This is a genomic window from Sphingobium sp. LSP13-1-1.1, from assembly GCF_040676415.1.
Taxonomy (GTDB): domain Bacteria; phylum Pseudomonadota; class Alphaproteobacteria; order Sphingomonadales; family Sphingomonadaceae; genus Sphingobium.
Genome location: NZ_JBEGHU010000012.1, coordinates 524723 through 545887 on the forward strand (window position 1 = coordinate 524723; position 21165 = coordinate 545887).

Below are 21165 nucleotides of genomic sequence, written 5' to 3' on the forward strand. Positions count from 1 at the left end.
GCCGTCTTCATCCAGTCCCCATCGGCAGCAGGATTCGGAAGGTCGATTCCCCTGCCTGATGATCGCGCGAATATTGCACGAACCCGCTCATGTCGCGCACCAGCTTGTCCACCAGCGCCAGCCCCAGTCCCGTCCCGTCCCGCCTGCCGGTGATGAAGGGATTGAACAGGTGGTCCAATATATGCTCCGGCACCCCGGGACCATTGTCGACGACCAGGATTTCGATGGGCAGCACCGCGCTGCCCTTCCCCTTGCCGACAACCACCGACACACCGTGGCGAAACGCCGTTTCCACGCGAATGCGCGGCTTCTTGCAATGCTCCAGCGCTTCCGCAGCATTTTTGAGCAGGTTGATCATCACCTGCACCAGCGCGTCCTCGTTGATATTGGCAAATGGCAGGGATGGATCATAACTCTTTATGATCTTTATATTTCTTGCAAATCCGGCGGCGGCGATATTCGCCGCCCGGTCGATCAGCGGGTAGATGTTGCCGCTGCGGCATTCCAGGGTCCGGTCGGTGGTGAAATCCTGCATCCGGTCGATCAACGCGGCTATCCGATCCACCTCATTGCAGATGAGTTGCGTCAAAGCGGCGTCGCGCCCGCCATTGCCCGATTCCAGCAATTGAGCCGCGCCCCTTATGCCCGACAGGGGATTCTTGATCTCATGGGCCAGGATCGCCGCTGCGCCGATGGCCGAGCGCGCGCCTCCCGCCGTGCCGCGATGGCCGATCTTGCGCGCCTGGCTCTGGGTGTGGACCGATACCACGCGCCAGCCTTCATGATCGACAATAGGCGCGATCATCAGGTCGACTTCCATCTCCGCCGTGCGTCCGGCATGCACGCGAATGTCATAGGCCGCGATCGGCTTGTTGCTATGCCAGATGTCGAAGCGCGCCCCCATCTCCGCCATGCGGATGGTCCGCGCTATATCGCTTCCGACTATGGCTGAACGCGCCATGTTGAGCAGCGTTTCGGCGCGGACATTGGCGTCGGCGATGCTGTTGTCCGGCCGCACCACCAAAGTTGCGACCGGCAGCGCAGTCATGAGTTCGGAAAGCGATGGCCCATCCCGCTGCGGTCGAAGCGATGGGATGGTGGTCATGTCCGCCGTCATGCCGCCTTGCGTGTCTCTACCAGACCCTCGTCGGCAATCAGCGGTTCGTAGAAGCGCGCAAGCATGTCCAGCACGACATCACCGTCCGGCTCCTGGTTCACTGCGTTGCGGAACTCGGCAGAGCCCGGCAGCCCCTTGGTGTACCAGCCGATATGCTTGCGGGCCATGTTCACGCCAGTGTGACTGTCATAATGCTCCAACATCGCGCGATAATGTTCCGTAATCACGCGATATTGCTCGTCCAGCAAGGGATCGGCCAAGCGCTCGCCCGTGCGGAACCAATGCATCACCTGACCGATCAGCCAGGGTCGGCCATAGGCGCCCCGCCCGATCATCACGCCATCGGCGCCGCTCTGCTCCAGCGCTGTCTCGGCATCGTCGATGGAGCAGATGTCCCCATTGACGATGACGGGCAGCGACACCGCTTCCTTCACGCTGCGGACAAAGGCCCAGTCCGCCGACCCCTTGTACATCTGGCAGCGCGTACGGCCGTGGACCGTGATCAGCTTCGCACCCAGATCCTCTGCGATCCGGGCCAGTTCGGGCGCGTTGAGGCTGACATGGTCCCAACCCATGCGCATCTTGACCGTGACGGGCACGTCGACAGCCTTGACGGTGGCGTCGATCAGCGAAGCGGCGAGCGGCAGATCACGCATCAGGGCGCTGCCGGCATCGCCGTTCACCACCTTTTTCACCGGGCAGCCCATGTTGATATCGATGATCGCGGCGCCGCGATCGGCGTTGAGCTTCGCCGCTTCCGCCATTTCCGTGGGCGAGCAGCCGGCAAGCTGCATGGAAACGGGTTCCTCCAGCGGATGCCATGCCGCCTTCTGCAGCGACTGGCGGGTCTCGCGGATCATGGCGGCCGTGGCGATCATCTCCGTCACGTTCAGGCCGGAGCCATAGCGGCGCACCAGCGTGCGGAACGGCATGTCCGTCACGCCCGTCATGGGCGCCAGCACGACCGGCATGTCAATCGTCACCGGACCTATGGAAATCGGGGAAAGCCTCTGCATCGTTCCGTCACTGCCTAAAAAACAGGCAGCCCTTAGCGGAAATCCGCATCCTCGGCAAGCGAAGCGGGGCTGGCGGTCGCTCGGGCACTGCGGTACAGGCGCGACCATGACAGACCGAACCGTCGCCCTGCTGGTCGCAGCAGGACAGGGCAGCCGCGCGGGCGGCGACATCCCCAAGCAATTCCGGCCCATCGGCGGCAAGCCGGTTTTCATCCATGCCGTCGACGCGCTGGCACGCCATCCGGCTATCGATTCCATCGTGCTGGTCGTGGGTGCGGGGCAGGAAGACGATGTGCGGGCCATGCTGGGAAATCGCCCCGTCGCCGCAATCGTTCAGGGCGCCGACAGCCGTCGTGGGTCGGTGCGTGCCGGCCTGGAGCATATCGCCTCCGCCGGCGGCGCGGCGCGCATATTCGTTCATGACGCGGCCCGCCCCTTTCTTCCTGCGCCGGTGATCGATCGGCTGCTTGCCGCTTTGGAAGGGGCAATCGGTGCGATCCCTGTTTTGCCGGTCGCAGACACATTGGTCAGGAGCGAGCAGGACAATGCCGCTGAGGTCGTCGACCGCAATGGCCTGTTCCGTGTCCAGACGCCCCAGGCCTTTCGCTTCGACGCCTTGCTGGCTGCGCACCGGCTATGGGACAGTACACAGGAAGCAACCGATGATGCCCAGATGGTGCAGCAATCGGGTCATGACGTCATGCTGGTCGCGGGCGATGAAAGGCTGGAAAAATTGACCTATGCTGAAGATTTTGCGCGCGCCGAAGCCCGACTGGGCGCTGCTCGAAGCGTGCGGACGGGCATGGGCTATGACGTCCACCGACTTGCGCCCGAAGAGGAGCTTTGGCTGTGCGGCATACGCATTCCGCACGATCGCGGCCTGGCGGGGCACAGCGACGCGGATGTGGCGATCCACGCCCTTGTCGATGCCCTGCTCGGCGCCCTGGCGGAGGGCGACATAGGCAGCCATTTTCCGCCTTCCGACCCTCAATGGCGCGGCGCGGCCTCGTCCCGCTTCCTGGAATATGCGGCGGGACGCGTCGCAAAACGGGACGGCTTTATCGAGCATGTCGACCTGACGCTGATCTGCGAGGCGCCGAAAATCGGCCCCCACCGTGACGCCATGCGCAACCGGATCGCCGAAATCCTGGGCATTACCCTGGATCGGGTCAGCGTGAAGGCGACCACCACGGAACGGCTGGGCTTTGCCGGACGCCGGGAAGGTATCGCCGCACAGGCTGTTGCCACCCTCTCCCTCCCCGCGCTAATCTGACTCCATGCCCGATAACATCCTTCCCGCGCAGCTGGTCGACCTGGCCGAGCGCGTCATCAGCGCCAACCGGCGCGCCGGTCGTACCATTGCCGTGGCGGAAAGCTGCACGGGCGGACTGGTGTCCGCCGCGCTGACCGAGATAGCCGGCTCGTCAGAAGTGTTCGAAGCTGGATTTATCACTTATTCCAATGATATGAAAAGCGAACTGCTCAAGGTTTCTCAAGATGTCATTGAAACTTTCGGCGCCGTTTCCATCGCCACTGCCTGGGCGATGGCTCAGGGCGCGCTCAACAAGAGCCACGCCAATGTCGCCGTCGCGATCACGGGCATAGCGGGTCCCGGCGGCGGATCGGAACAGAAACCCGTCGGTACCGTCGTTTTCGCCCGCGCCGAGCGCGGCGCCAGCCCCGACAAGATCGTCGCCGACATGCATTATTTCGGGGATACGGGCCGGGGCGGCGTCCGCCTTCAGGCGGCGCTCTGCGCGCTCGAACTATTGCTGCCCGACTCGCCGGCGCCGTAAAGCTCCGCCGCGCGGGTCTCGAACGCACCGATCATCTTGCGCAGCGCCTTGTCGAACATCTGCCCTGCCAGCATCTCGAACAGCCTGTTCTTGAATTCGAACTCGACCTCGAAATCCACCAGCACCCCGCCCTTGCCGTCATCGCGGAAGTTCCATTCATTGTGGAGATGCTTGAGCGGCCCGTCGAGATAATCGACCCGCACATGGTCTGGCCGGTGCTTGTGCACGCGGGACGTGAAGCTTTCCTTGATCCCCTTGAAGCCGACGATCATGTCCGCGACCATTTCCGAATCGCTATCGGACCGGACCCGGATCGCGCTGACCCAGGGCAGGAATTCGGGATAGGCCTCGACATTCGCCACCAGGTCGAACATCTGTTCAGGCGTATAGGGAAGCGGCCTCGTTTCGTTATGCTTGGGCATCGGCTTATCGGGCTGCCTTCGCCAGTTGGGCCTCTCTGGCCGCGCGCATCTCGGCAAAATCCTTGCCCGCATGATAGCTGGATCGCGTAAGCGGGCTGGATGCCACCTGCAGGAAGCCCTTGGCCCGCGCAATCGCCGCATAGGCGTTGAACGCCGCGGGGGTGACGAACTCCATCACCTTGGCATGCTTGGGCGTGGGCTGGAGATACTGGCCCATGGTGAGGAAATCGATATCGGCCGATCGCATGTCGTCCATCACCTGGTGGACTTCCAGCCGTTCCTCCCCCAGCCCCAGCATGATGCCGGATTTGGTGAAGATTGACGGATCGAGCTTCTTCACCGTCTCCAGCAACCGCAAGGACGCATAATAGCGCGCGCCGGGCCGGATGGTGGGGTACAAACGCGGCACAGTCTCCAGATTATGGTTGTAGACGTCGGGCCGCGCAGCCACGATCATCTCGACCGCGCGTTCATGCTTGTTGCGGAAATCAGGGGTGAGGATTTCAATGGTCGTGTCCGGCGTCGTGCGGCGCAACGCCTCGATCACCTTCACGAACTGCGACGCGCCGCCATCGGGCAGGTCGTCGCGATCGACGGAGGTGATGACGATATGTTCCAGCCCCATTTCCGCGCAGGCGTCGGCCAGGTTCTGCGGCTCGTTGGGATCCACCTTGCGCGGCATGCCGGTCTTGACGTTGCAGAAGGCGCAGGCCCGCGTGCACACATCGCCCAGGATCATCACGGTCGCATGCTTCTTGGTCCAGCATTCCCCGATGTTCGGGCAGGCTGCTTCCTCGCACACCGTCGCAAGTCCCTTTTCCCGCATCAGCTTGCGCGTCTCGTTATAGCCGGGGCTGGTCGGCGCCTTGACGCGAATCCAGTCGGGCTTGCGGGTGCGTTCGGGCCGCGCGGCGGGCGCGGGGATCGGGACGATATCGGTCATGCGCCCCAGATAGCGATGCGAGAGCGCTCTTGCCAGCCCCATCATTGTTCGGCACAGACCGGCGCATGACCGATTTTGCTGATATGCTCGCCGGCTATCGCCGTTTCCGGAATACGGGCTGGACGATGCAGCGGGGACGATGGGACGAACTCAACGAAGGACAAAGCCCGCGCGTCATGGTGATCGCCTGTTCCGACAGCCGAGTCGATCCCGCGCAGATATTCGACACCAGCCCTGGAGAGATTTTCGTGGTCCGCAACGTGGCTGCGCTGGTCCCGCCCTTCGAAACCAACCCCGGCCGCCACGGCGTGTCCGCGGCGCTGGAATTCGCCGTTCAGGTGCTGAAGGTCGGAGAGATCGTCGTCATGGGCCATGGCAAATGCGGCGGTTGCAAGGCGGCTCTCAGCCATTCGCTGAAAGATGCGCCCCCCGGCGAGGGCGGCTTCATCCACAATTGGATCGAACTGCTCGACGAAGCGCGGGAGAAGGTGGTGGAACGCTTCGGCGATGACCGCAGCCGCGACGCGGAACGGGCCATGGAACAGGAAGGCGTCAAGGTCAGCCTGGCCAACCTGCGCAGCTTTCCCTGCGTCCGCGCCAAGGAACGGACCGGCGAGATCAGGCTGGTCGGTGCCTTCTTCGCCATTGCCGACGGCCAGCTTCACCTGCTGGACGAAGCGAGCGGACAGTTCAGCCCGGCGGCGCTGGAAGGCTGATGGTCGCATCGATCCCCAGCGGCAATATCGCCCTGCTGATCGATGCAGACAATGTCTCTGCCGATCATTTCGATCCGGTGCTGACCGTTCTGGCGGAACTGGGCACGGTCAACATAAGGCGCGCCTACGGCAACTGGAGCAAACCCGCGCTGAAGGGTTGGGCGCAGCAGGCCGTGACGCAGGCGATCGAAACGCAGCAGCAGTTCGACCTGACCAGGGGCAAGAATGCGACGGACATGAAGATGACGATCGACGCCATGGATCTCATTGCGTCGGGTCGCGTCACGGGCTTCGGCCTGATGTCGAGCGACAGCGATTTCACGCCGCTGGTCACGCGCATCCGGCAGGAAGGCCTGCCGGTCTACGGCTTCGGCACTGACAAGACGCCGCAGGCGTTCCGCAGCGCCTGCACCCGCTTCATCGATGTCGGCGCGCTTACCAGCACAAGAGAAACGCCCGTTGAGCTGGAGGAATCGATGGAGGAACCCGCCTCCCCCGACGCCACCGAGGTCGCGCCCGATCTCGTCAAGCTGCTGATCGATGCCTATAACGCCGTCAAACGCGACGATCAGGGTTTTGCCCGCCTCAGCGAAGTCGGCCAGCTTGCGGGCAACCGCTCCAGCTTCGACACCCGCAACTATGGGTTCAAGCGGCTGTCCGACCTCGTCCGCTCGATCAAGAATTTCAAGGTCGAAAGCCGCGACGGCCAGACCTGGATCAAGCGGGTGCATTGATGGGAACCGTCGCCCGGCACCTGACGATCCATGGAAAGGTGCAGGGCGTATTCTACCGCGGTTGGGCGGTCGAGGCCGCCCGTCGGCTCGGCCTTGCGGGATGGGTCCGCAATCGTATCGACGGCAGCGTCGAGGCGTTGATCGAAGGGCAGGATGATGCGGTCGAGCGGTTCATTGCCCTGGCCGGCCAAGGTCCGCCGGCAGCCCGTGTCGCGCGGATAGATGCGACCGAAGTGGCGGCGGAAGGACATCTGAAATTCGAGCAACATCCAACCGCTTGAGCGATCTGCATCAGGCGGAATGCCGCTGATCCACAAACCGAAGGACGACAGCGGTACGACAGAAAGGCATTTTTCGTCCCCTTCGTCGCTGTACTGAGGCCGAGACCGCTCGCAAAAAAGGGGAGGTCAACGCCTCCCCTTCCCGTCCCCGCAAAGCGCTTTCGAACTGGCCGAAAACGGCCAAGTTGAAAAATGCTCTGGATCAGTAGCGGTAATGATCCGGCTTGAACGGACCTTCCTGCGTCACGCCGATATAGGCGGCCTGCTTGGGCGTCAGCTTCGACAGCTTCACGCCCAGCTTCTCCAGGTGAAGCGCCGCGACCTTTTCGTCCAGATGCTTGGGCAGCACATAGACTTCGTTCTTATATTCGCCCGACTTGGTCCAAAGCTCGATCTGCGCCAACACCTGGTTGGTGAAGGAAGAGGACATGACGAAGCTCGGATGGCCGGTGGCGCAGCCCAGGTTCACCAGCCGTCCCTTGGCCAGGACGATGATCTTCTTCCCGTCGGCAAACTCCACCTCGTCGACCTGCGGCTTGATCTCGGTCCACTTCATGTTGTTGAGGCCCGCGATCTGGATCTCGCTGTCGAAATGGCCGATGTTGCAGACGATCGCCATGTTCTTCATCGCGCGCATGTGATCGACGGTGATGACGTCCTCATTGCCGGTCGCGGTGACGAAAATGTCCGCGCGGCTGGCCGCCTCTTCCATCGTGACGACTTCATAGCCCTCCATCGCCGCCTGCAATGCGCAGATCGGATCGATTTCGGTGACCAGCACGCGCGCGCCGCCGTTGCGGAGCGAAGCGGCGGAACCCTTGCCCACGTCGCCGAAACCGGCGACCACGGCAACCTTGCCGGCCAGCATGACGTCGGTGGCGCGGCGGATCGCGTCGACCAGCGATTCCTTGCAACCATAGAGATTGTCGAACTTCGACTTGGTGACGCTGTCGTTGACGTTGATCGCCGGGAAAGGCAGCTTGCCCTTCTTCGCCAGCTCATAAAGGCGGTGGACGCCCGTGGTGGTCTCTTCCGACACGCCCTTGATGGCCTTGACCGTCTCCGTCAGATAACCCGGACGCTCCGCCAGGAAGCGCTTCAGCGTGGCGACGAAAATTTCCTCTTCTTCGTTGCCGGGGGTGAACAGCTCTTCCCCGGCCTCGACGCGGGCGCCCCACAGCGCGAACATGGTGGCGTCCCCGCCATCGTCCAGGATCATGTTGCAGACCGTGTCACCCCAATCGAAGATGCGGATGACATAGTCCCAATATTCCTCCAACGTCTCGCCCTTCACGGCGAACACCGGGATGCCCCGCGCCGCGATGGCGGCGGCGGCATGATCCTGGGTGGAGAAGATGTTGCACGATGCCCAGCGGATTTCAGCGCCCAGTTCCGCCAGCGTCTCGATCAGCACGGCGGTCTGGATCGTCATGTGCAGCGACCCCGTGATGCGCGCGCCCTTCAGCGGCTTGGCGGCGCCGAATTCGGCGCGCAGGGCCATCAGGCCCGGCATTTCGGTTTCCGCGATTTCGATTTCCTTGCGGCCGAAAGCGGCAAGGCTGATGTCGCGGATCACATAATCCTGCGCCTGGGTGGCGGGTGCGGTGGCCACGAGCCTGTCTCCATATCGTTAAGATTGAGGCCGCCGCCCGAATGAACGAACGGCGGCGATGGGCTGGGCTTTACCAATCGCCGCCCTCCATGGCAACTCAATATAAAGTTTTCTTTATGTCTATTCCGCCGGGCCGCGCAACGCGACCTTCACCGGCTCCTTCGACAAAGAATCATCTGCCGCCAATGCGGTGGCGATGTCCCAAGGCATGTCCGACCGATGCGGGCCGATCGTAGCGGCAGAGGACAAGGCTGCACCCGTCCTTGACGGACCATCAACGACGAAGCTTAGCTGAATTTCACCACAAAGGGTTCAGCTACGATGGAGAAACAAGCCATCGCAGCCGCCATGCTTACGGCCGCGATCCGACCTGCGGGTCAGGCCGATCCCGCACCGCTGACCAGATGGGAGGCGTCGACTCCGGCAGAGGCATAGGCGGCGGACCATTTCCGCGCCGCAGGGACGTCGAACAGAAGCTCGGCGGTGCAGCTGGTCGGAAACCAGCTTTCGCCGTTCATTTCCTCGTCCAGTTGTCCCGCGCCCCAGCCAGCATAGCCCAGGGCGACCAGATAGCGACTCGGCCCCTTCCCTTCCGCAATCGCCTTCAGGATTTCGAGCGAGCCGGACAGGCCCCATCCCTCGCCCACGGCCACCATGTCATGCCCACCCCAGTCGAGCGAATGCAGGACGAAGCCGCGCCGGGGTTCCACTGGCCCGCCGCGCAGCACGGGTACATCCGGGACATTGCGCGGCTCGATGTCAAAGCTCTCCAGCAGGTCATGCAGGCTGACGCCGTCAATCTCGTCGCTGACGGCAATGCCCAGCGATCCGCCCTCGTCATGCACGCACATGGCGATGACGGAATGATCGAACCGCATGTCCTCCATCCCCGGCAGGGCGAGCAGGAATTGACCGGCATAGGAGCGTGTTGGGGTCATCCGTCAAATATACGCGCCTTGCCGCCTTTGCCAATGGCGAGCCATCGCTTGGAAGGGGCAGTGCGCCATATTCCGCGCAACCCCTTGACAGACCGGCCTCCAAGCCCAACGTGCCGCCGACCCAAACAAGGCCAGGAGGCAGACGATGACCATTTCGAAGGGCGAACGCGTCCCCAGCACCACTTTCGTCAAGATGACCGAAAACGGCCCCGAGCAGGTCGCTTCGGACGATTTCTTCGCCGGCCGCACCGTCGCGCTTTTTTCCGTGCCGGGAGCCTTCACGCCCACCTGTTCCGCGCGGCATCTGCCCGGCTTCGTAGAGAAGGCGGAAGAACTGAAGGGCAAGGGCGTCGATGAGATCGCCTGCACCGCCGTCAACGACGCTTTCGTCATGGGCGCCTGGGGCAAGTCCGCCAACGCCGATGGCAAGGTGACGATGCTGGCGGACGGCAATGCGGATTTCGCACAGGCAGTCGGCCTTACCATGGACGGCAGCAAGTTCGGCATGGGCACGCGCGGTCAGCGTTTCTCCATGATCGTCAAGGACGGCGTCGTTGCGGAACTGAATGTCGAGGCGCCGGGCGACTACAAGGTCTCGTCGGCCGAATATATGCTCGATCAGATCTGAATCTTGCAGGATGCGCGCCTCTGATCGGGCGCGCATCTTTCTTCGGTCACATTAGTGCGTTACCAAGGTTCGATGACAAAAAGCATCGGCAGTGCGATCGTCGCTGAGCTCGACGAAATCTATCGGAATTCCATCGAAAATCTCCGCCAGGCCATGCGTGCCTACGCCAGCGACGGCAGCGTTCCGGTTCCCGAAGCCCGGACGGATGGACGTTTCTGCTATCCGGAATTGCGGATCACCCATCATGGCGAGTCGGACGCGCCGCCCCCCGGCCGTTCCTTCGCGCGGCTGTCCAGGCCTGGCCGCTATGTGACGACCGTCACCCGTCCCGCCATGTTCGGCGATTATCTGGCCGAACAGATCGACCTTCTCGTCCGCGATTATGGCGTGACGGTCGAAACGGGGATCAGCGAGCAGCAGATTCCCTTTCCCTATGTCCTGGACGGCCTGGACATGAGCGCGCTGGATGGCACGCCGCCGACCGAACTCGCGCGCCACTTCCCGGCCACCGAACTGGCGGAAATCGGGGATGAGATCGCCGACGGCCTGTTCATGCAGGACAGCGCGGGCGAAAGGCCGCTTGCCCTGTTCGATGGACTGCGCACTGATTTCTCGCTGGCGCGGCTCAAACATTATACCGGCACGCCGGCGGAGCATGTGCAGCGCTACATCCTGTTCACCAACTATCATCGCTATGTGGACGAATTCGTGGCCTGGGCCTGTGCCGAATTGCAGCGGGAGGGAAACCGCTACACCGCGCTGTCCGGGGCGGGCGGAGTCTATGTGACGCCGGAAACCGCCGATCCCGCCCGGATGATCGCGGACAGCGCATGGCGCCGGCACCAGATGCCCGCCTATCACCTGATCGCGCCCGATCGCAGCGGGATCACGCTGGTCAATATCGGCGTCGGCCCGTCCAATGCAAAGACCATCTGCGATCATCTGGCCGTGGTGCGTCCGGAAGCCTGGCTGATGATCGGCCATTGCGGCGGCCTGCGCCCCAGCCAGCGGATCGGCGACTATGTGCTGGCGCACGCCTATCTGCGCGATGATCATGTGCTGGATGAGATGCTGCCGCCGGAAATCCCTGTTCCCGCCATTGCGGAGGTCCAGGTGGCGCTGGCGAAGGCGGCCGAAGCCGTGCTGGGCGGTGACGACCGGGAGGATTTCAAGCGTCGCCTGCGCACGGGCACGGTCGTCACGACCGACGACCGCAACTGGGAACTGCGCTACTCCAGTTCGGCGCTGCGCTTCAGCCTGTCGCGTGCGGTCGGCATAGACATGGAGTCGGCGACGATCGCCGCGCAGGGCTATCGGTTTCGAGTGCCCTATGGAACGCTGCTCTGCGTTTCGGACAAGCCGATCCATGGCGAACTGAAATTGCCGGGGCAGGCCAACCGCTTCTATGAGGAAGCCATTGCGGGCCATTTGCGGGTGGGCCTGATGACCTGCGAACTGCTGCGGCAGGAGGGGCCGAAGCTGCACAGCCGCAAGCTGCGCGCCTTCAACGAGCCGCCCTTTCGGTAAGCACCGGCTCCTGCGCTTCAGGCCGTCAGGAAATCCACCATCGCCTGCCCCAGTTCCTTCCGGGTCACCGCATTCATGTGGTTCCCCGGAACCTCGACATAGCGCCCGTTGGGCAGCAGTTTCGCCAGTTCCTGCGCGACGCCATTGTCTCGGTCGTCGGCCCCGCAAATCACCTCGACGGGCTGCTGGAACCCGGCGATGACCTCCCTCGGCGTATCGACGAAGGTGTTGAGGATGTTCAGCATCGCGACCGGATCGCCCTTGGTGGTCTTGAGGAAGGCCTCCGTCATCCATTCCGACGTGCCGCGCTCAAAGCTACCCAAATTGGTCAGGACGTTGCGATAATAGCCGCCATTGTCCAGCGTCTGCACCAGGCCACGCAGCCCCATGCCGGCCAGGATCACCTTGCGCGGCGTCGCCCCCCGCGCCAGCATCCGCACCGTCGTCCGGGCGCCCAGCGAATAGCCGCCCAGATCATAGTCGGTCAGCCCGAGTTGCTCGATCAGCGCCAGCCCGTCCTCCGTCAATGCGTCCGGCGGATAGGCGGCGGGATCATGCGGCTTGCCGCTTTCGCCATGGCCGCGCAGGTCGGGCATGATGAGGCGAAAGCCCGCTTCCACCAGCTTCGCGGCATGGCCGTAGCGTATCCAGTTGGTGTAGGCATTGGAGAAATAGCCGTGGATAAGCATCAGGTCACGGCCCGCCCCCACCATGTGCACGGCAAGGGGAAGCCCACCCAGGCCTTTGATTTCCAACTTTTCGACGGGCAGGTCGGACACTGGGCTACTCCTTGGATGAATGCGGGTCCGGGGATGAATGCGGGTCCGGGGATGAATGCGGGTCCGGCGATATGGCCTCGCCCCACCCTTGTCGAGTGGCGCAAAGCCAGAGAAGCGCCAACGCGCTGCCGATCTGCGCGGCTCCCATGTCCTTCTGCGGGTCCCATATGTCGCCTTGCTGGCCATTATACCAGTCCGCGGTCTGCCCGGCAGCGAACACGCTCAGCAACCATTCGAAAATCTCGTAAATGGCGCCTACGAACCCCACAAAGGCAAAGGCGAATACCAGGCTCCAACCCGGCCGCATCGCGCCATGACGCCGCGCCAGCTCCGCGAAAGGCACGGTCAGCAGGGCGCCGAATGCGAAATGGACCAGCCGGTCATAACCGTTGCGCGCCAACCCGAATGTGTCTGAAACATCATGCCCGCTGATCGCCCGCGCCCAGGCATCATAGGGCACATAGGAATAGATATAGCGTCCGCCCAGCGTGTGCAGCAGCAGGAACAGCAGGACGCATCCCGCCGACCCGTTCGACAGGGGCCAGCGATGCAGCAGCCATGGCGCGGCGAGAGCCAGCAACATGGTCGGGCCATGCTGGAGCGGCGCGAGTTCGGGATAGGGCTGGTCGACATTCGCGGCCAGAATGGCCGCGACCAGCACCATGATCATCCGGCGCTGCTGGACTGGAACGGATTTCCAGACCCCCACAGCGCCGGAGATCATCGGGCGCCTCAGCCCTTCTTCAGGTGCCGGCGGCCCAGCAGTTCCGCAATCTGCACCGCGTTGAGCGCGGCGCCCTTGCGCAGATTGTCGCTGACGCACCAGAGGTTCAGACCGTTTTCGATGGTCGAATCCTCGCGCACGCGGCTGATGAAGGTTGCATAGTCGCCCACGCATTCGACAGGGGTGACGTAACCGCCATCCTCGCGCTTGTCGACGAGCATCACGCCGGGCGCCTCGCGCAGGATGTCCTGCGCTTCCTTGGCCGAGATTTCCTTCTCGAACTCGATGTTCAGCGCCTCGCTATGGCCGACGAACACGGGCACGCGCACGCAGGTCGCCGTGACCTTCACCTTGGGATCAAGGATCTTCTTCGTCTCCGCGACCATCTTCCATTCTTCCTTGGTCGAACCATCGTCCAGGAAGACGTCGATGTGCGGGATCACGTTGAAGGCGATCTGCTTGGTGAACTTCTTCGGCTCGGCCGGATCGCCCACGAAGATGTTGCGCGACTGTTCGAACAGTTCGTCCATGCCCGCCTTGCCCGCGCCGGAAACCGACTGGTAGGTGGCGACGACCACGCGCTTGATCGTCGCGGCGTCATGCAGGGGCTTCAATGCCACGACCATCTGCGCGGTCGAGCAGTTCGGGTTCGCGATGATGTTCTTACGCTTATAGCCATCGATCGCATCCGGATTCACCTCGGGCACGATCAGCGGCACGTCCGGGTCCATGCGGTAGAGCGACGAATTGTCGATCACCACGCATCCTGCGGCCGCCGCCTTGGGCGCATATTCGGCCGTCGGGCCGGAACCCGCGGCGAACAGGGCGATATCCCAGCCGGTGAAATCGAAATGCTCGATATTCTTGCATTTGAGCGTCTTGCCGGTGTCACCGAAATCAATTTCGGCGCCCTGCGACCGGGGCGAGGCTACCGCCGCGATCTCGTCAATCGGGAACTCGCGCTCGGCGAGAATGGTCAGCATCTCGCGGCCCACATTTCCGGTGGCTCCCACGACGACGACCTTGTAACCCATGACTTGACACTCCACTCGATGCTTGCATTGCGGAGTGCGCGCCATAGCGGCATTGCACCATTTGTCCAGTGACAAGCCGTTTATTGCGTCAAAGCCGGGCTTCTTGGCACTACGCATCCTATTGAGGTTCCGTGCTCCTGCAAAGGCAGGAACAGGAAACAGTTATTTGCCAGGCGTTTCCGGCCCCACCCCATGCCGGGCGAGAAAATTCTCGATCGTCCGCCACAGATGGACGCTGATCCCCGGCCCGCCCACACGATGTGTCTGGCCCGGATAGACCATCATCTCGAACGGCACGGCCGCCCCCTGCATCCTGGCCATCAAGGCGGTCGAATTGTCGAACGCCACATTATCGTCCGACATGCCGTGGATCAGCAATAGTGGATCGCTGATCTTGACCGCCTCCTCCACCGCGCCGGAGCCGGGATAGGCGCTGGGCTTCTCCTGCGGCTGGCCGAGATAGCGCTCGGTATAATGGGTGTCGTACAGCTCCCATTTCGTGACCGGCGCGCCCGCCACCGCCGCCGAGAAGACCCCAGGCGCCTTTTCCAGCAGCTTGAGCGACATATAGCCGCCATAGGACCAGCCATAGGTCGCGATCCGCCTGGGATCGACATAGGGCTGGCTCTTGAGCCAGTTCACGCCCGCAAGCTGGTCCTCCACCTCGACCGTTCCCATGGCGTGGTAGATCTGGTCCTCGAACGCCTTGCCGCGGTCGGGCGTGCCGCGATTGTCCAGAACGAAGACGATCCAGCCCTGGTCCACCAGATATTGGTAGATGGGCGAACCCCAGGAATTGGTGACCTGCCGCCCGGTGCCAGGCCCGCCATAATGCAGCATGAAGACCGGATAGCGCTTTCCGGCCTCCAGGGGCGGCGTCATGATCCGGGTGTAGAGCGTCGATCCGTCGGCAGCCCTGATGGTCCCGAATTTCGTCTTCACATGGCTGGCAAGATAGGGCGCATAGGGATGGTCGCCCTTGATCGCATTTTCCGACAGCCATTGCAGCCTCTTGCCCGAATTATCGGCGAGATAGACCTGGCGCGGTTGATCGGTATTGCTTCGGGAAACCACGATCCGGCTGGCCGCGCCATCCATCACGGCGTCGTTCCACCACCCGGCCGAGGTCAATTGCCGCAACGGTCCCGCCTTGGCGATCGGCGCGGCATAGAGCTGCTGTTCCAGCGGCGTCTCTCTGTTGCCGGTGAAATAGACGGTGCCCCCGCCCCCCTTCGCGCCCTCATCCACGCTCACCACGTCGCGCACCTCCCAATTGCCGCTGGTGAGCGCCGTCCACTGGCTGCCCCGCACATGGTAGAGATGCCCGTGGCCGGTCTTTTCCGACCACCACAGGAAGCTGCCGTCCCGCAGCGGCGTGAAATTATTGCTGAGGTTGACCCAGCTCTTCGCCCTTTCGGTCAGGATCACCCGCGCCTTTCCCGTCGCCGGATCGACCGCCAGCAGGTCCAGCGTCTTCTGGTCCCGGCTCTCGCGCTGGACGTAAAGCGTCTTGCCGTCCTTCGACCAATCGACGCGGGCGAGATAAATGTCCTTTTCCGCGCCGAGATCGACCTTCACCGGCGTGCCGCCCTCCGGCTTCATCACATAGAGGTCGACCAATGCATTGGGCGTTCCGGCTGCCGGATAGCGCTGCTCATATACTTTGGTGCCCTCGCCGCCGATGGCGGTACGGGTGACCACGCCGACGGGCCCTTCATCCACGCGCGCGACCGCGATCAACCTGTCGTCCGGCGACCACCAATAGCCTGTGCGCCGGTCCATTTCCTCCTGCGCGACAAACTCGGCCACGCCCCAGCTTACCGCGCCGCTGGCGCCCTGCGTCAACTGCCTTTCCGTCCCGCCCATCGGCTGGACGAAGAAATTGCCGCCACGCACGAAGGAGACATAGCCGCCCTTTGGACTGACCACCGCGTTCAACTCGCCATCCGGCGTGTCGGTGAGCCGGGTCACCTTCCCGTCCAGCGCCGCCAGATAGAGGTCCCCGTCGACCGGCACGAGGATGGACTTGCTGTCCGGCGACCAGTCATAGCTGACGATGCCGGTGCTGCCCGCGACGGAGCGATCCCGCTCCCGCTGCATCTTCTCCGCCTCCGAAAGCTCCGCGCCGCTGCCGGTCTTCCTGGAATCGACCAGCATCCGCTCCGCACCCGTGGAGCTGTCCACCGCCCAGAGATCAAGCCGCTCCTTTTCATCGGGCCGGGGTTTCAACAGCGTCACCAGCCTGCCGTCAGGGGACAGCTTCAGCGCTCTAGGCTGTGGACCGGACAGGTCGGGACTGGCAAACACCCGCTCCAGCGTCAGCTTTTCCTGCGCCTGGGCGGATATCACGGAGAGCAGCAGCACGCCGACAGTCGCGCCGCATTTCAGATATGGCGACATTTTCATCCCTTGCTTGAGCCGCGACGAAGCAGCAGCACATGGGCGCGAAATTAGCGTCAAGCGGATGAAAAGATCAATGTTGGGAAATAATATTTCCTGGAAAAACCATGACCGCTCCCAGGCAGGTCATGGTGGGCGCGACAGGGATTGAACCTGTGACCCCACCCGTGTGAAGGGTGTGCTCTACCGCTGAGCTACGCGCCCCCTTTCAAGGAGGAGGCGGCCATTGGCATCCACCGCGCCGCCTGTCAAGCAGTGCAACAAGCAATTTTCCGAAAATGGACTTATTCACGCCATCCGCGTTATAGTCGATACGCTTTCAAAAGGAGTGCATGTTCATGCGTCAAACCGTCGCCCTCGTCATTGCCGGGCTGCTTCTTACCTCGCTGGCCGCTTGCAACACCGTCAAGGGTGCGGGTCGCGACATCGAATCCGTCGGTCGCGCCGGGGAAAAAGCCATTAATTGATCGGGCAACCGGCTCGTTTACCGAAGCCGGCCCATTTACTGGAGGATGCGGCTGGCGACGGCCGCATCCTTCTCCAGCCGGACGCCGTCGCATTCCGGCTCACCGCAGTCGCAGGCCGCGATGGTGTAGCGCACGCCGCACATCACCAGCACATCCTGATCGAAGGAATAGTTGGATATTCCCGCCCGCTCGACCTTTTCCTGCGCTCTGGCCCGGAGGGTCATGGTCTTGCCTCTCTGCAACATGGCTGAATGATTGTTGCTGCGTTGCACAATGTCAATTGCGCCAGGTTGGTTCCTGAACGAATTGAAATAAATCTGTCCAGAAAATGACACGATTCAGCGCTTGTGCAGGCGATGCTTGCGCGTCGTCGCCATCGCTCCCATATGCCGGCCATGAACGACCAACGCTCCCAATCCATGCCGGTCTGGCATGGCACGACGATCATGTCGGTACGCAAGAACGGAAAGGTGATCGTGGCCGGCGACGGCCAGGTTTCCATGGGCCAGACGGTGATGAAGCCCAATGCCCGCAAGGTCCGTCGTCTTCACGACGGCTCGGTGATCGGCGGGTTCGCCGGTGCCACGGCGGACGCCTTCACCCTGTTCGAGCGGCTAGAGGCCAAGCTGGAGCGTCACAACGGACAGTTGATGCGCGCCGCCGTCGAACTGGCGAAGGATTGGCGAACCGACAAATATCTCCGCAACCTGGAGGCGATGATGATCGTCGCTGACAAGGACGTGACGCTGATCCTGACGGGCAATGGCGATGTGCTGGAACCGGTGTCCCATCCCAAGGGCACCGTGGCAGCCATCGGTTCGGGCGGCAATTTCGCTCTCGCGGCAGCGCGTGCGCTGGTGGAATATGAGGAAGACGCCGAAACACTTGCGCGCAAGGCGATGCAGGTGGCGGCGGAAATCTGCGTCTACACCAACGACCAGCTTGTGGTCGAAGAACTGGCATCTGCCACATAATGGCGCGCCTCCCGCGGGCAAGACGAGCCTCCAGCCTGTCCCGAACCGCTGCACGCGATTGCTGAGGCAGTCGCCCCCACCCCCGGCCCCTCCCGCATGCGGAAGGGGAGTGAGATGAAGATGAACGACAACCTGACCCCCAAAGCCATTGTTTCCGCCCTCGACGCGCATATCATCGGCCAGGCCGACGCCAAGCGCGCCGTTGCGGTCGCGCTGCGCAACCGTTGGCGTCGCCAGCGCCTTCCCGCCGACCTGCGCGAAGAGGTGACGCCCAAGAACATCCTGATGATCGGGCCCACCGGCTGCGGCAAGACGGAGATCAGCCGGCGCCTCGCCAAGCTCGCCGACGCGCCCTTCGTCAAGGTGGAGGCCACCAAGTTCACCGAAGTGGGTTATGTCGGCCGCGACGTCGAACAGATCGTGCGCGACCTGGTCGAGGAAGCCGTGCGTCTGGAAAAGGATCGCCGTCGCGAAGCGGTGCGCGAAGCCGCGTCCGAAGCCGCCATGTCTCGCCTGCTCGACGCGCTCACCGGCAAGGAAGCGAGCGAGGCCACGCGCCTCTCCTTTCGCCAGCGGATCGAGAACAACCAGATGAACGATGTCGAGGTCGAGGTGGAAGTCGCCGACAGCCCCTCCATGCCCATGGAAATCCCCGGCATGGGCGGCCAGATCGGCATGATCAACCTCAGCGACATGATGTCCAAGGCCTTCGGGCAGCAGCAGAAGAAGCGGCGCAAGCTGCGCGTGGTGGACGCCTGGGACAAGCTGGTCGAGGAGGAGCAGGACAAGCGCCTGGACCAGGACGATGTCGCCCGCGTCGCCATCACCAGCGCGGAGCAGAACGGCATCGTCTTCATCGACGAGATCGACAAGATCGCCGTCAGCGACGTGCGCGGCGGCTCCGTCAGCCGCGAGGGCGTGCAGCGCGACCTGCTCCCGCTGATCGAGGGCACGACGGTCTCGACCAAATATGGTCCGCTCAAGACTGACCATATATTGTTCATCGCCAGCGGCGCCTTCCATGTCGCAAAGCCCAGCGACCTGCTGCCGGAACTGCAGGGCCGCCTGCCGATCCGGGTGGAGTTGAAGGGCCTGACCGAGGATGATTTCGTGTCGATCCTGTCCGACACCAAGGCCAGCCTTGTTGCGCAATATCGCGCATTGCTGGCAACCGAAGGCGTCACCATCGACCTGACGCCCGACGGCATCCGCGCCGTGGCGAAAATCGCCGCCGAAGTGAACAGCGAGGTAGAGAATATCGGCGCCCGCCGCCTCCAGACGGTGATGGAAAAACTGCTGGAGGATGTGAGCTTCGACGCGGAGGACCGCCAGGGCGAAACGCTGCTGGTCGACGCCGCCTATGTGGAAAAGCAGTTGCGCGCGATCGCGCGCAACACCGACCTCAGCAAATATGTGCTGTAAGGGCGAACCTGCCCCTTACTGACACCATGTTATTCAGACGCCTCTGTCAATCACGTGAAGTCGGGACCGGTCCCGACTTCACCTACCGATTAAAAGTCAGTAGCTGCGCCCCACCAGCACCCGCTCCACCGCCTTCTCGCCGGTAAACACGCAAACGCCGTCGGCCGCTTCCGCATCAGAGGGAATATTGCGCAGCGTCAGCTTCTCGCCCTTCAACCACTCAACCACCTTGTCGAGCGCAGCCCCGGTCGGCTTGGCCCACTGCACCAGCGCCCAACCCGGCTTCTTGCTCGCCCCGAAATAGGCCTTGAGCCCATCGAGCGACGTCACCGACTTGTCGATATTCCCCAGCAGCCGCGCCTGCGCGTCCGCGAACAGCGCCTGCTGGATCTCCTCGATCATCCCGGCCACACTGCCCAGGAAATCATCCTTGGCCACGACCTGGCTATCGAGCTTCCCATCCTCACGATAGAGCCGATCACGCCGAATGACGGACACATTGCCACCCGCCATGTCACGCCCGCCGACCTCGATCACGATCGGCGCGCCCTTCTTGACCCAGCTCCAACGCTTGTTCGCGGCCTTGGCGGGCCGCCGGTCCAGCAGCGCGCGCACCGGCTCGCGGAACACATCCTGCTTGTTGAGTTCCGTCACCAGATTGCCGCAATATTCCAGGATCGCCGCATCCTCGTCCGTATCGCGCAGCATGGGCACGACGACGATCTGATAGGGCGCCACCCGCGGCGGCACGCGCAGCCCGTCATCGTCGCCATGCACCATGATCAGCCCGCCGATCATCCGCGTGGAAACGCCCCAGCTTGTCGTCTGCGCCAGTTCCTGCTGCCCCTCGGCATTCTGGAACTTGATGTTCTGCGCCCATGAGAAGGTCGTACCCAGGAAATGCGACGTTCCCGCCTGCAACGCCTTGCCGTCCTGCATCATCGCCTCGATGGAATAGGTCGCCACGGCACCGGGAAAGCGCTCATTTTCGGGCTTCTCGCCCGCGATCACCGGCAAGGCGACGCATTCTTCGGCAAAGCTGCGATAGACTTCCAGCATCTTGAGCGTCTCTTCCATCGCCTCATCGACGGTGGCATGCGCCGTATGCCCCTCCTGCCAGAGGAATTCGGCGGTGCGCAGGAACATGCGGGTGCGCATTTCCCAGCGGACGACATTGGCCCATTGGTTGATCAGCACCGGCAAATCGCGCCAGCTCTGCACCCAGCGGGAAAATGCCGCGCCGATCACCGTCTCCGAAGTCGGGCGAACCACCAGCGGCTCCTCCAGCCTGGCTTCGGGGTCCGGGATCATCTTCCCGTCCTTCTGGATCAGCCGGTGATGCGTGACGACCGCCATTTCCTTGGCAAAGCCGTCGACATGCTCCGCCTCCTTCTCGAAATAGGAAAGCGGGATGAACAGCGGAAAATAGCAGTTTTCGTGGCCGGTCGCCTTGATGCGCTCGTCCAGCAGCTTCTGCATCCGTTCCCATATGCCATAACCCCATGGCCGGATGACCATGCACCCGCGCACGCCGCTTTCCTCGGCCATGTCGGCTTCGGAAATGACGGCCTGATACCAGGCGGCGAAATCCTGATCGCGGGTAACGGAAAGGGCGTGCTTCACGGGATCGACCTT

Annotated in this window: 22 protein-coding genes and 1 tRNA gene; 10 read left to right on the forward strand and 13 right to left on the reverse strand. The window is 62.9% G+C overall.

The features are described from left to right. Window positions 1–7: 7 nt before the first annotated feature. Both MRBLSP13_RS10060 and dusB read right to left on the reverse strand, forming a co-directional pair. Window positions 8–1117, reverse strand: coding sequence for a two-component system sensor histidine kinase NtrB (locus tag MRBLSP13_RS10060; RefSeq protein WP_363734821.1), 1110 nt, complete (start codon window positions 1115–1117; stop codon window positions 8–10). Beyond that, entirely contained in the window at window positions 1114–2133 is a 1020-nt protein-coding gene (gene dusB / locus MRBLSP13_RS10065; RefSeq protein WP_363734820.1) for a tRNA dihydrouridine synthase DusB, read from the reverse strand. Before dusB ends, MRBLSP13_RS10060 begins: the two co-directional genes overlap by 4 nt. Before the next feature lie 106 nt (window positions 2134–2239). On the opposite strand from dusB, the gene MRBLSP13_RS10070 reads away from it, so the two are divergent. Then, complete coding sequence (locus MRBLSP13_RS10070; protein ID WP_363754244.1) at window positions 2240–3406, forward strand: bifunctional 2-C-methyl-D-erythritol 4-phosphate cytidylyltransferase/2-C-methyl-D-erythritol 2,4-cyclodiphosphate synthase; 1167 nt, start codon at window positions 2240–2242, stop codon at window positions 3404–3406. 4 nt (window positions 3407–3410) lie between these two features. After that, window positions 3411–3929, forward strand: coding sequence for a CinA family protein (locus MRBLSP13_RS10075; RefSeq protein ID WP_363734817.1), 519 nt, complete (start codon window positions 3411–3413; stop codon window positions 3927–3929). Here MRBLSP13_RS10075 and MRBLSP13_RS10080 read toward each other — a convergent pair. Together MRBLSP13_RS10080 and lipA are read right to left on the reverse strand one after the other, a co-directional pair. Continuing rightward, on the reverse strand, window positions 3875–4351 hold the full coding sequence (locus tag MRBLSP13_RS10080; protein WP_363734816.1) for a type II toxin-antitoxin system RatA family toxin: 477 nt from the start codon (window positions 4349–4351) through the stop codon (window positions 3875–3877). The two genes, MRBLSP13_RS10075 and MRBLSP13_RS10080, sit on opposite strands and share 55 nt — an antisense overlap. Window positions 4352–4355: 4 nt before the next feature. Continuing rightward, window positions 4356–5339 carry a lipoyl synthase gene (lipA, locus tag MRBLSP13_RS10085; RefSeq protein WP_363754247.1) on the reverse strand — a complete coding sequence of 328 codons (984 nt, stop codon included), beginning with the start codon at window positions 5337–5339 and terminating at the stop codon, window positions 4356–4358. A gap of 20 nt (window positions 5340–5359) precedes the next feature. Between lipA and MRBLSP13_RS10090 the strand changes: the two genes are divergently transcribed. The 3 genes from MRBLSP13_RS10090 to MRBLSP13_RS10100 are packed head-to-tail and all read left to right on the forward strand — an operon-like array spanning window position 5360 to window position 7025. Beyond that, the gene (locus tag MRBLSP13_RS10090; protein ID WP_363734815.1) at window positions 5360–6010 is read left to right on the forward strand and encodes a carbonic anhydrase; all 651 of its coding nucleotides are present in this window, start codon (window positions 5360–5362) and stop codon (window positions 6008–6010) included. Continuing rightward, a complete protein-coding gene (locus tag MRBLSP13_RS10095) occupies window positions 6010–6744 on the forward strand; it encodes an NYN domain-containing protein (RefSeq protein WP_363754250.1) in 735 nt (244 codons plus the stop codon). The genes MRBLSP13_RS10090 and MRBLSP13_RS10095 overlap by 1 nt, the downstream gene beginning before the upstream one ends. After that, window positions 6744–7025, forward strand: coding sequence for an acylphosphatase (locus MRBLSP13_RS10100; protein ID WP_363754252.1), 282 nt, complete (start codon window positions 6744–6746; stop codon window positions 7023–7025). Before MRBLSP13_RS10095 ends, MRBLSP13_RS10100 begins: the two co-directional genes overlap by 1 nt. A 202-nt stretch (window positions 7026–7227) precedes the next feature. Here the strand turns inward: MRBLSP13_RS10100 and ahcY are convergent, their stop codons facing one another. After that, window positions 7228–8637 (reverse strand): adenosylhomocysteinase, encoded by a 1410-nt coding sequence (gene ahcY / locus MRBLSP13_RS10105; protein WP_363734812.1) that lies wholly within the window; start codon window positions 8635–8637, stop codon window positions 7228–7230. Window positions 8638–9014: 377 nt separating this feature from the next. Next, entirely contained in the window at window positions 9015–9575 is a 561-nt protein-coding gene (locus tag MRBLSP13_RS10110; protein ID WP_363754255.1) for a YqgE/AlgH family protein, read from the reverse strand. Window positions 9576–9720: 145 nt separating this feature from the next. Here MRBLSP13_RS10110 and MRBLSP13_RS10115 point away from each other — a divergent pair, with 145 nt between their 5' ends. Beyond that, window positions 9721–10203, forward strand: coding sequence for a peroxiredoxin (locus MRBLSP13_RS10115; protein ID WP_133652018.1), 483 nt, complete (start codon window positions 9721–9723; stop codon window positions 10201–10203). A gap of 72 nt (window positions 10204–10275) precedes the next feature. Beyond that, window positions 10276–11730 (forward strand): AMP nucleosidase, encoded by a 1455-nt coding sequence (locus tag MRBLSP13_RS10120; RefSeq protein WP_363734810.1) that lies wholly within the window; start codon window positions 10276–10278, stop codon window positions 11728–11730. A 17-nt stretch (window positions 11731–11747) separates the two neighbouring features. Here the strand turns inward: MRBLSP13_RS10120 and MRBLSP13_RS10125 are convergent, their stop codons facing one another. The 5 genes from MRBLSP13_RS10125 to MRBLSP13_RS10145 all read right to left on the reverse strand — a co-directional run bounded on the left by MRBLSP13_RS10125 (window position 11748) and on the right by MRBLSP13_RS10145 (window position 16871). Further along, the gene (locus tag MRBLSP13_RS10125; protein ID WP_363754258.1) at window positions 11748–12509 is read right to left on the reverse strand and encodes an alpha/beta fold hydrolase; all 762 of its coding nucleotides are present in this window, start codon (window positions 12507–12509) and stop codon (window positions 11748–11750) included. A gap of 4 nt (window positions 12510–12513) precedes the next feature. Next, the gene (locus MRBLSP13_RS10130; protein ID WP_363754260.1) at window positions 12514–13233 is read right to left on the reverse strand and encodes a DUF2238 domain-containing protein; all 720 of its coding nucleotides are present in this window, start codon (window positions 13231–13233) and stop codon (window positions 12514–12516) included. Between the two features lie 8 nt (window positions 13234–13241). Then, complete coding sequence (locus MRBLSP13_RS10135) at window positions 13242–14267, reverse strand: aspartate-semialdehyde dehydrogenase (RefSeq protein ID WP_133652022.1); 1026 nt, start codon at window positions 14265–14267, stop codon at window positions 13242–13244. Window positions 14268–14429: 162 nt separating this feature from the next. Beyond that, complete coding sequence (locus MRBLSP13_RS10140) at window positions 14430–16667, reverse strand: S9 family peptidase (protein ID WP_363754263.1); 2238 nt, start codon at window positions 16665–16667, stop codon at window positions 14430–14432. Between the two features lie 129 nt (window positions 16668–16796). Then, window positions 16797–16871: transfer RNA gene (locus tag MRBLSP13_RS10145), tRNA-Val, on the reverse strand. Window positions 16872–17005: 134 nt separating this feature from the next. Between MRBLSP13_RS10145 and MRBLSP13_RS10150 the strand changes: the two genes are divergently transcribed. Next, window positions 17006–17134, forward strand: coding sequence for an entericidin A/B family lipoprotein (locus MRBLSP13_RS10150; RefSeq protein ID WP_007685859.1), 129 nt, complete (start codon window positions 17006–17008; stop codon window positions 17132–17134). Window positions 17135–17169: 35 nt separating this feature from the next. Here MRBLSP13_RS10150 and MRBLSP13_RS10155 read toward each other — a convergent pair whose 3' ends face one another. Continuing rightward, a complete protein-coding gene (locus tag MRBLSP13_RS10155) occupies window positions 17170–17358 on the reverse strand; it encodes a hypothetical protein (RefSeq protein ID WP_363734806.1) in 189 nt (62 codons plus the stop codon). Window positions 17359–17529: 171 nt separating this feature from the next. Between MRBLSP13_RS10155 and hslV the strand changes: the two genes are divergently transcribed. Beyond that, the gene (gene hslV, locus MRBLSP13_RS10160) at window positions 17530–18108 is read left to right on the forward strand and encodes an ATP-dependent protease subunit HslV (RefSeq protein ID WP_414714615.1); all 579 of its coding nucleotides are present in this window, start codon (window positions 17530–17532) and stop codon (window positions 18106–18108) included. Between the two features lie 120 nt (window positions 18109–18228). Next, window positions 18229–19530: an ATP-dependent protease ATPase subunit HslU gene (gene hslU, locus MRBLSP13_RS10165; protein WP_363735382.1), complete on the forward strand. Its 1302-nt coding sequence runs from the start codon at window positions 18229–18231 to the stop codon at window positions 19528–19530. Window positions 19531–19626: 96 nt separating this feature from the next. Here hslU and proS read toward each other — a convergent pair whose 3' ends face one another. Next, entirely contained in the window at window positions 19627–21153 is a 1527-nt protein-coding gene (proS, locus tag MRBLSP13_RS10170) for a proline--tRNA ligase (RefSeq protein ID WP_363754358.1), read from the reverse strand. Window positions 21154–21165 lie beyond the last annotated feature (12 nt).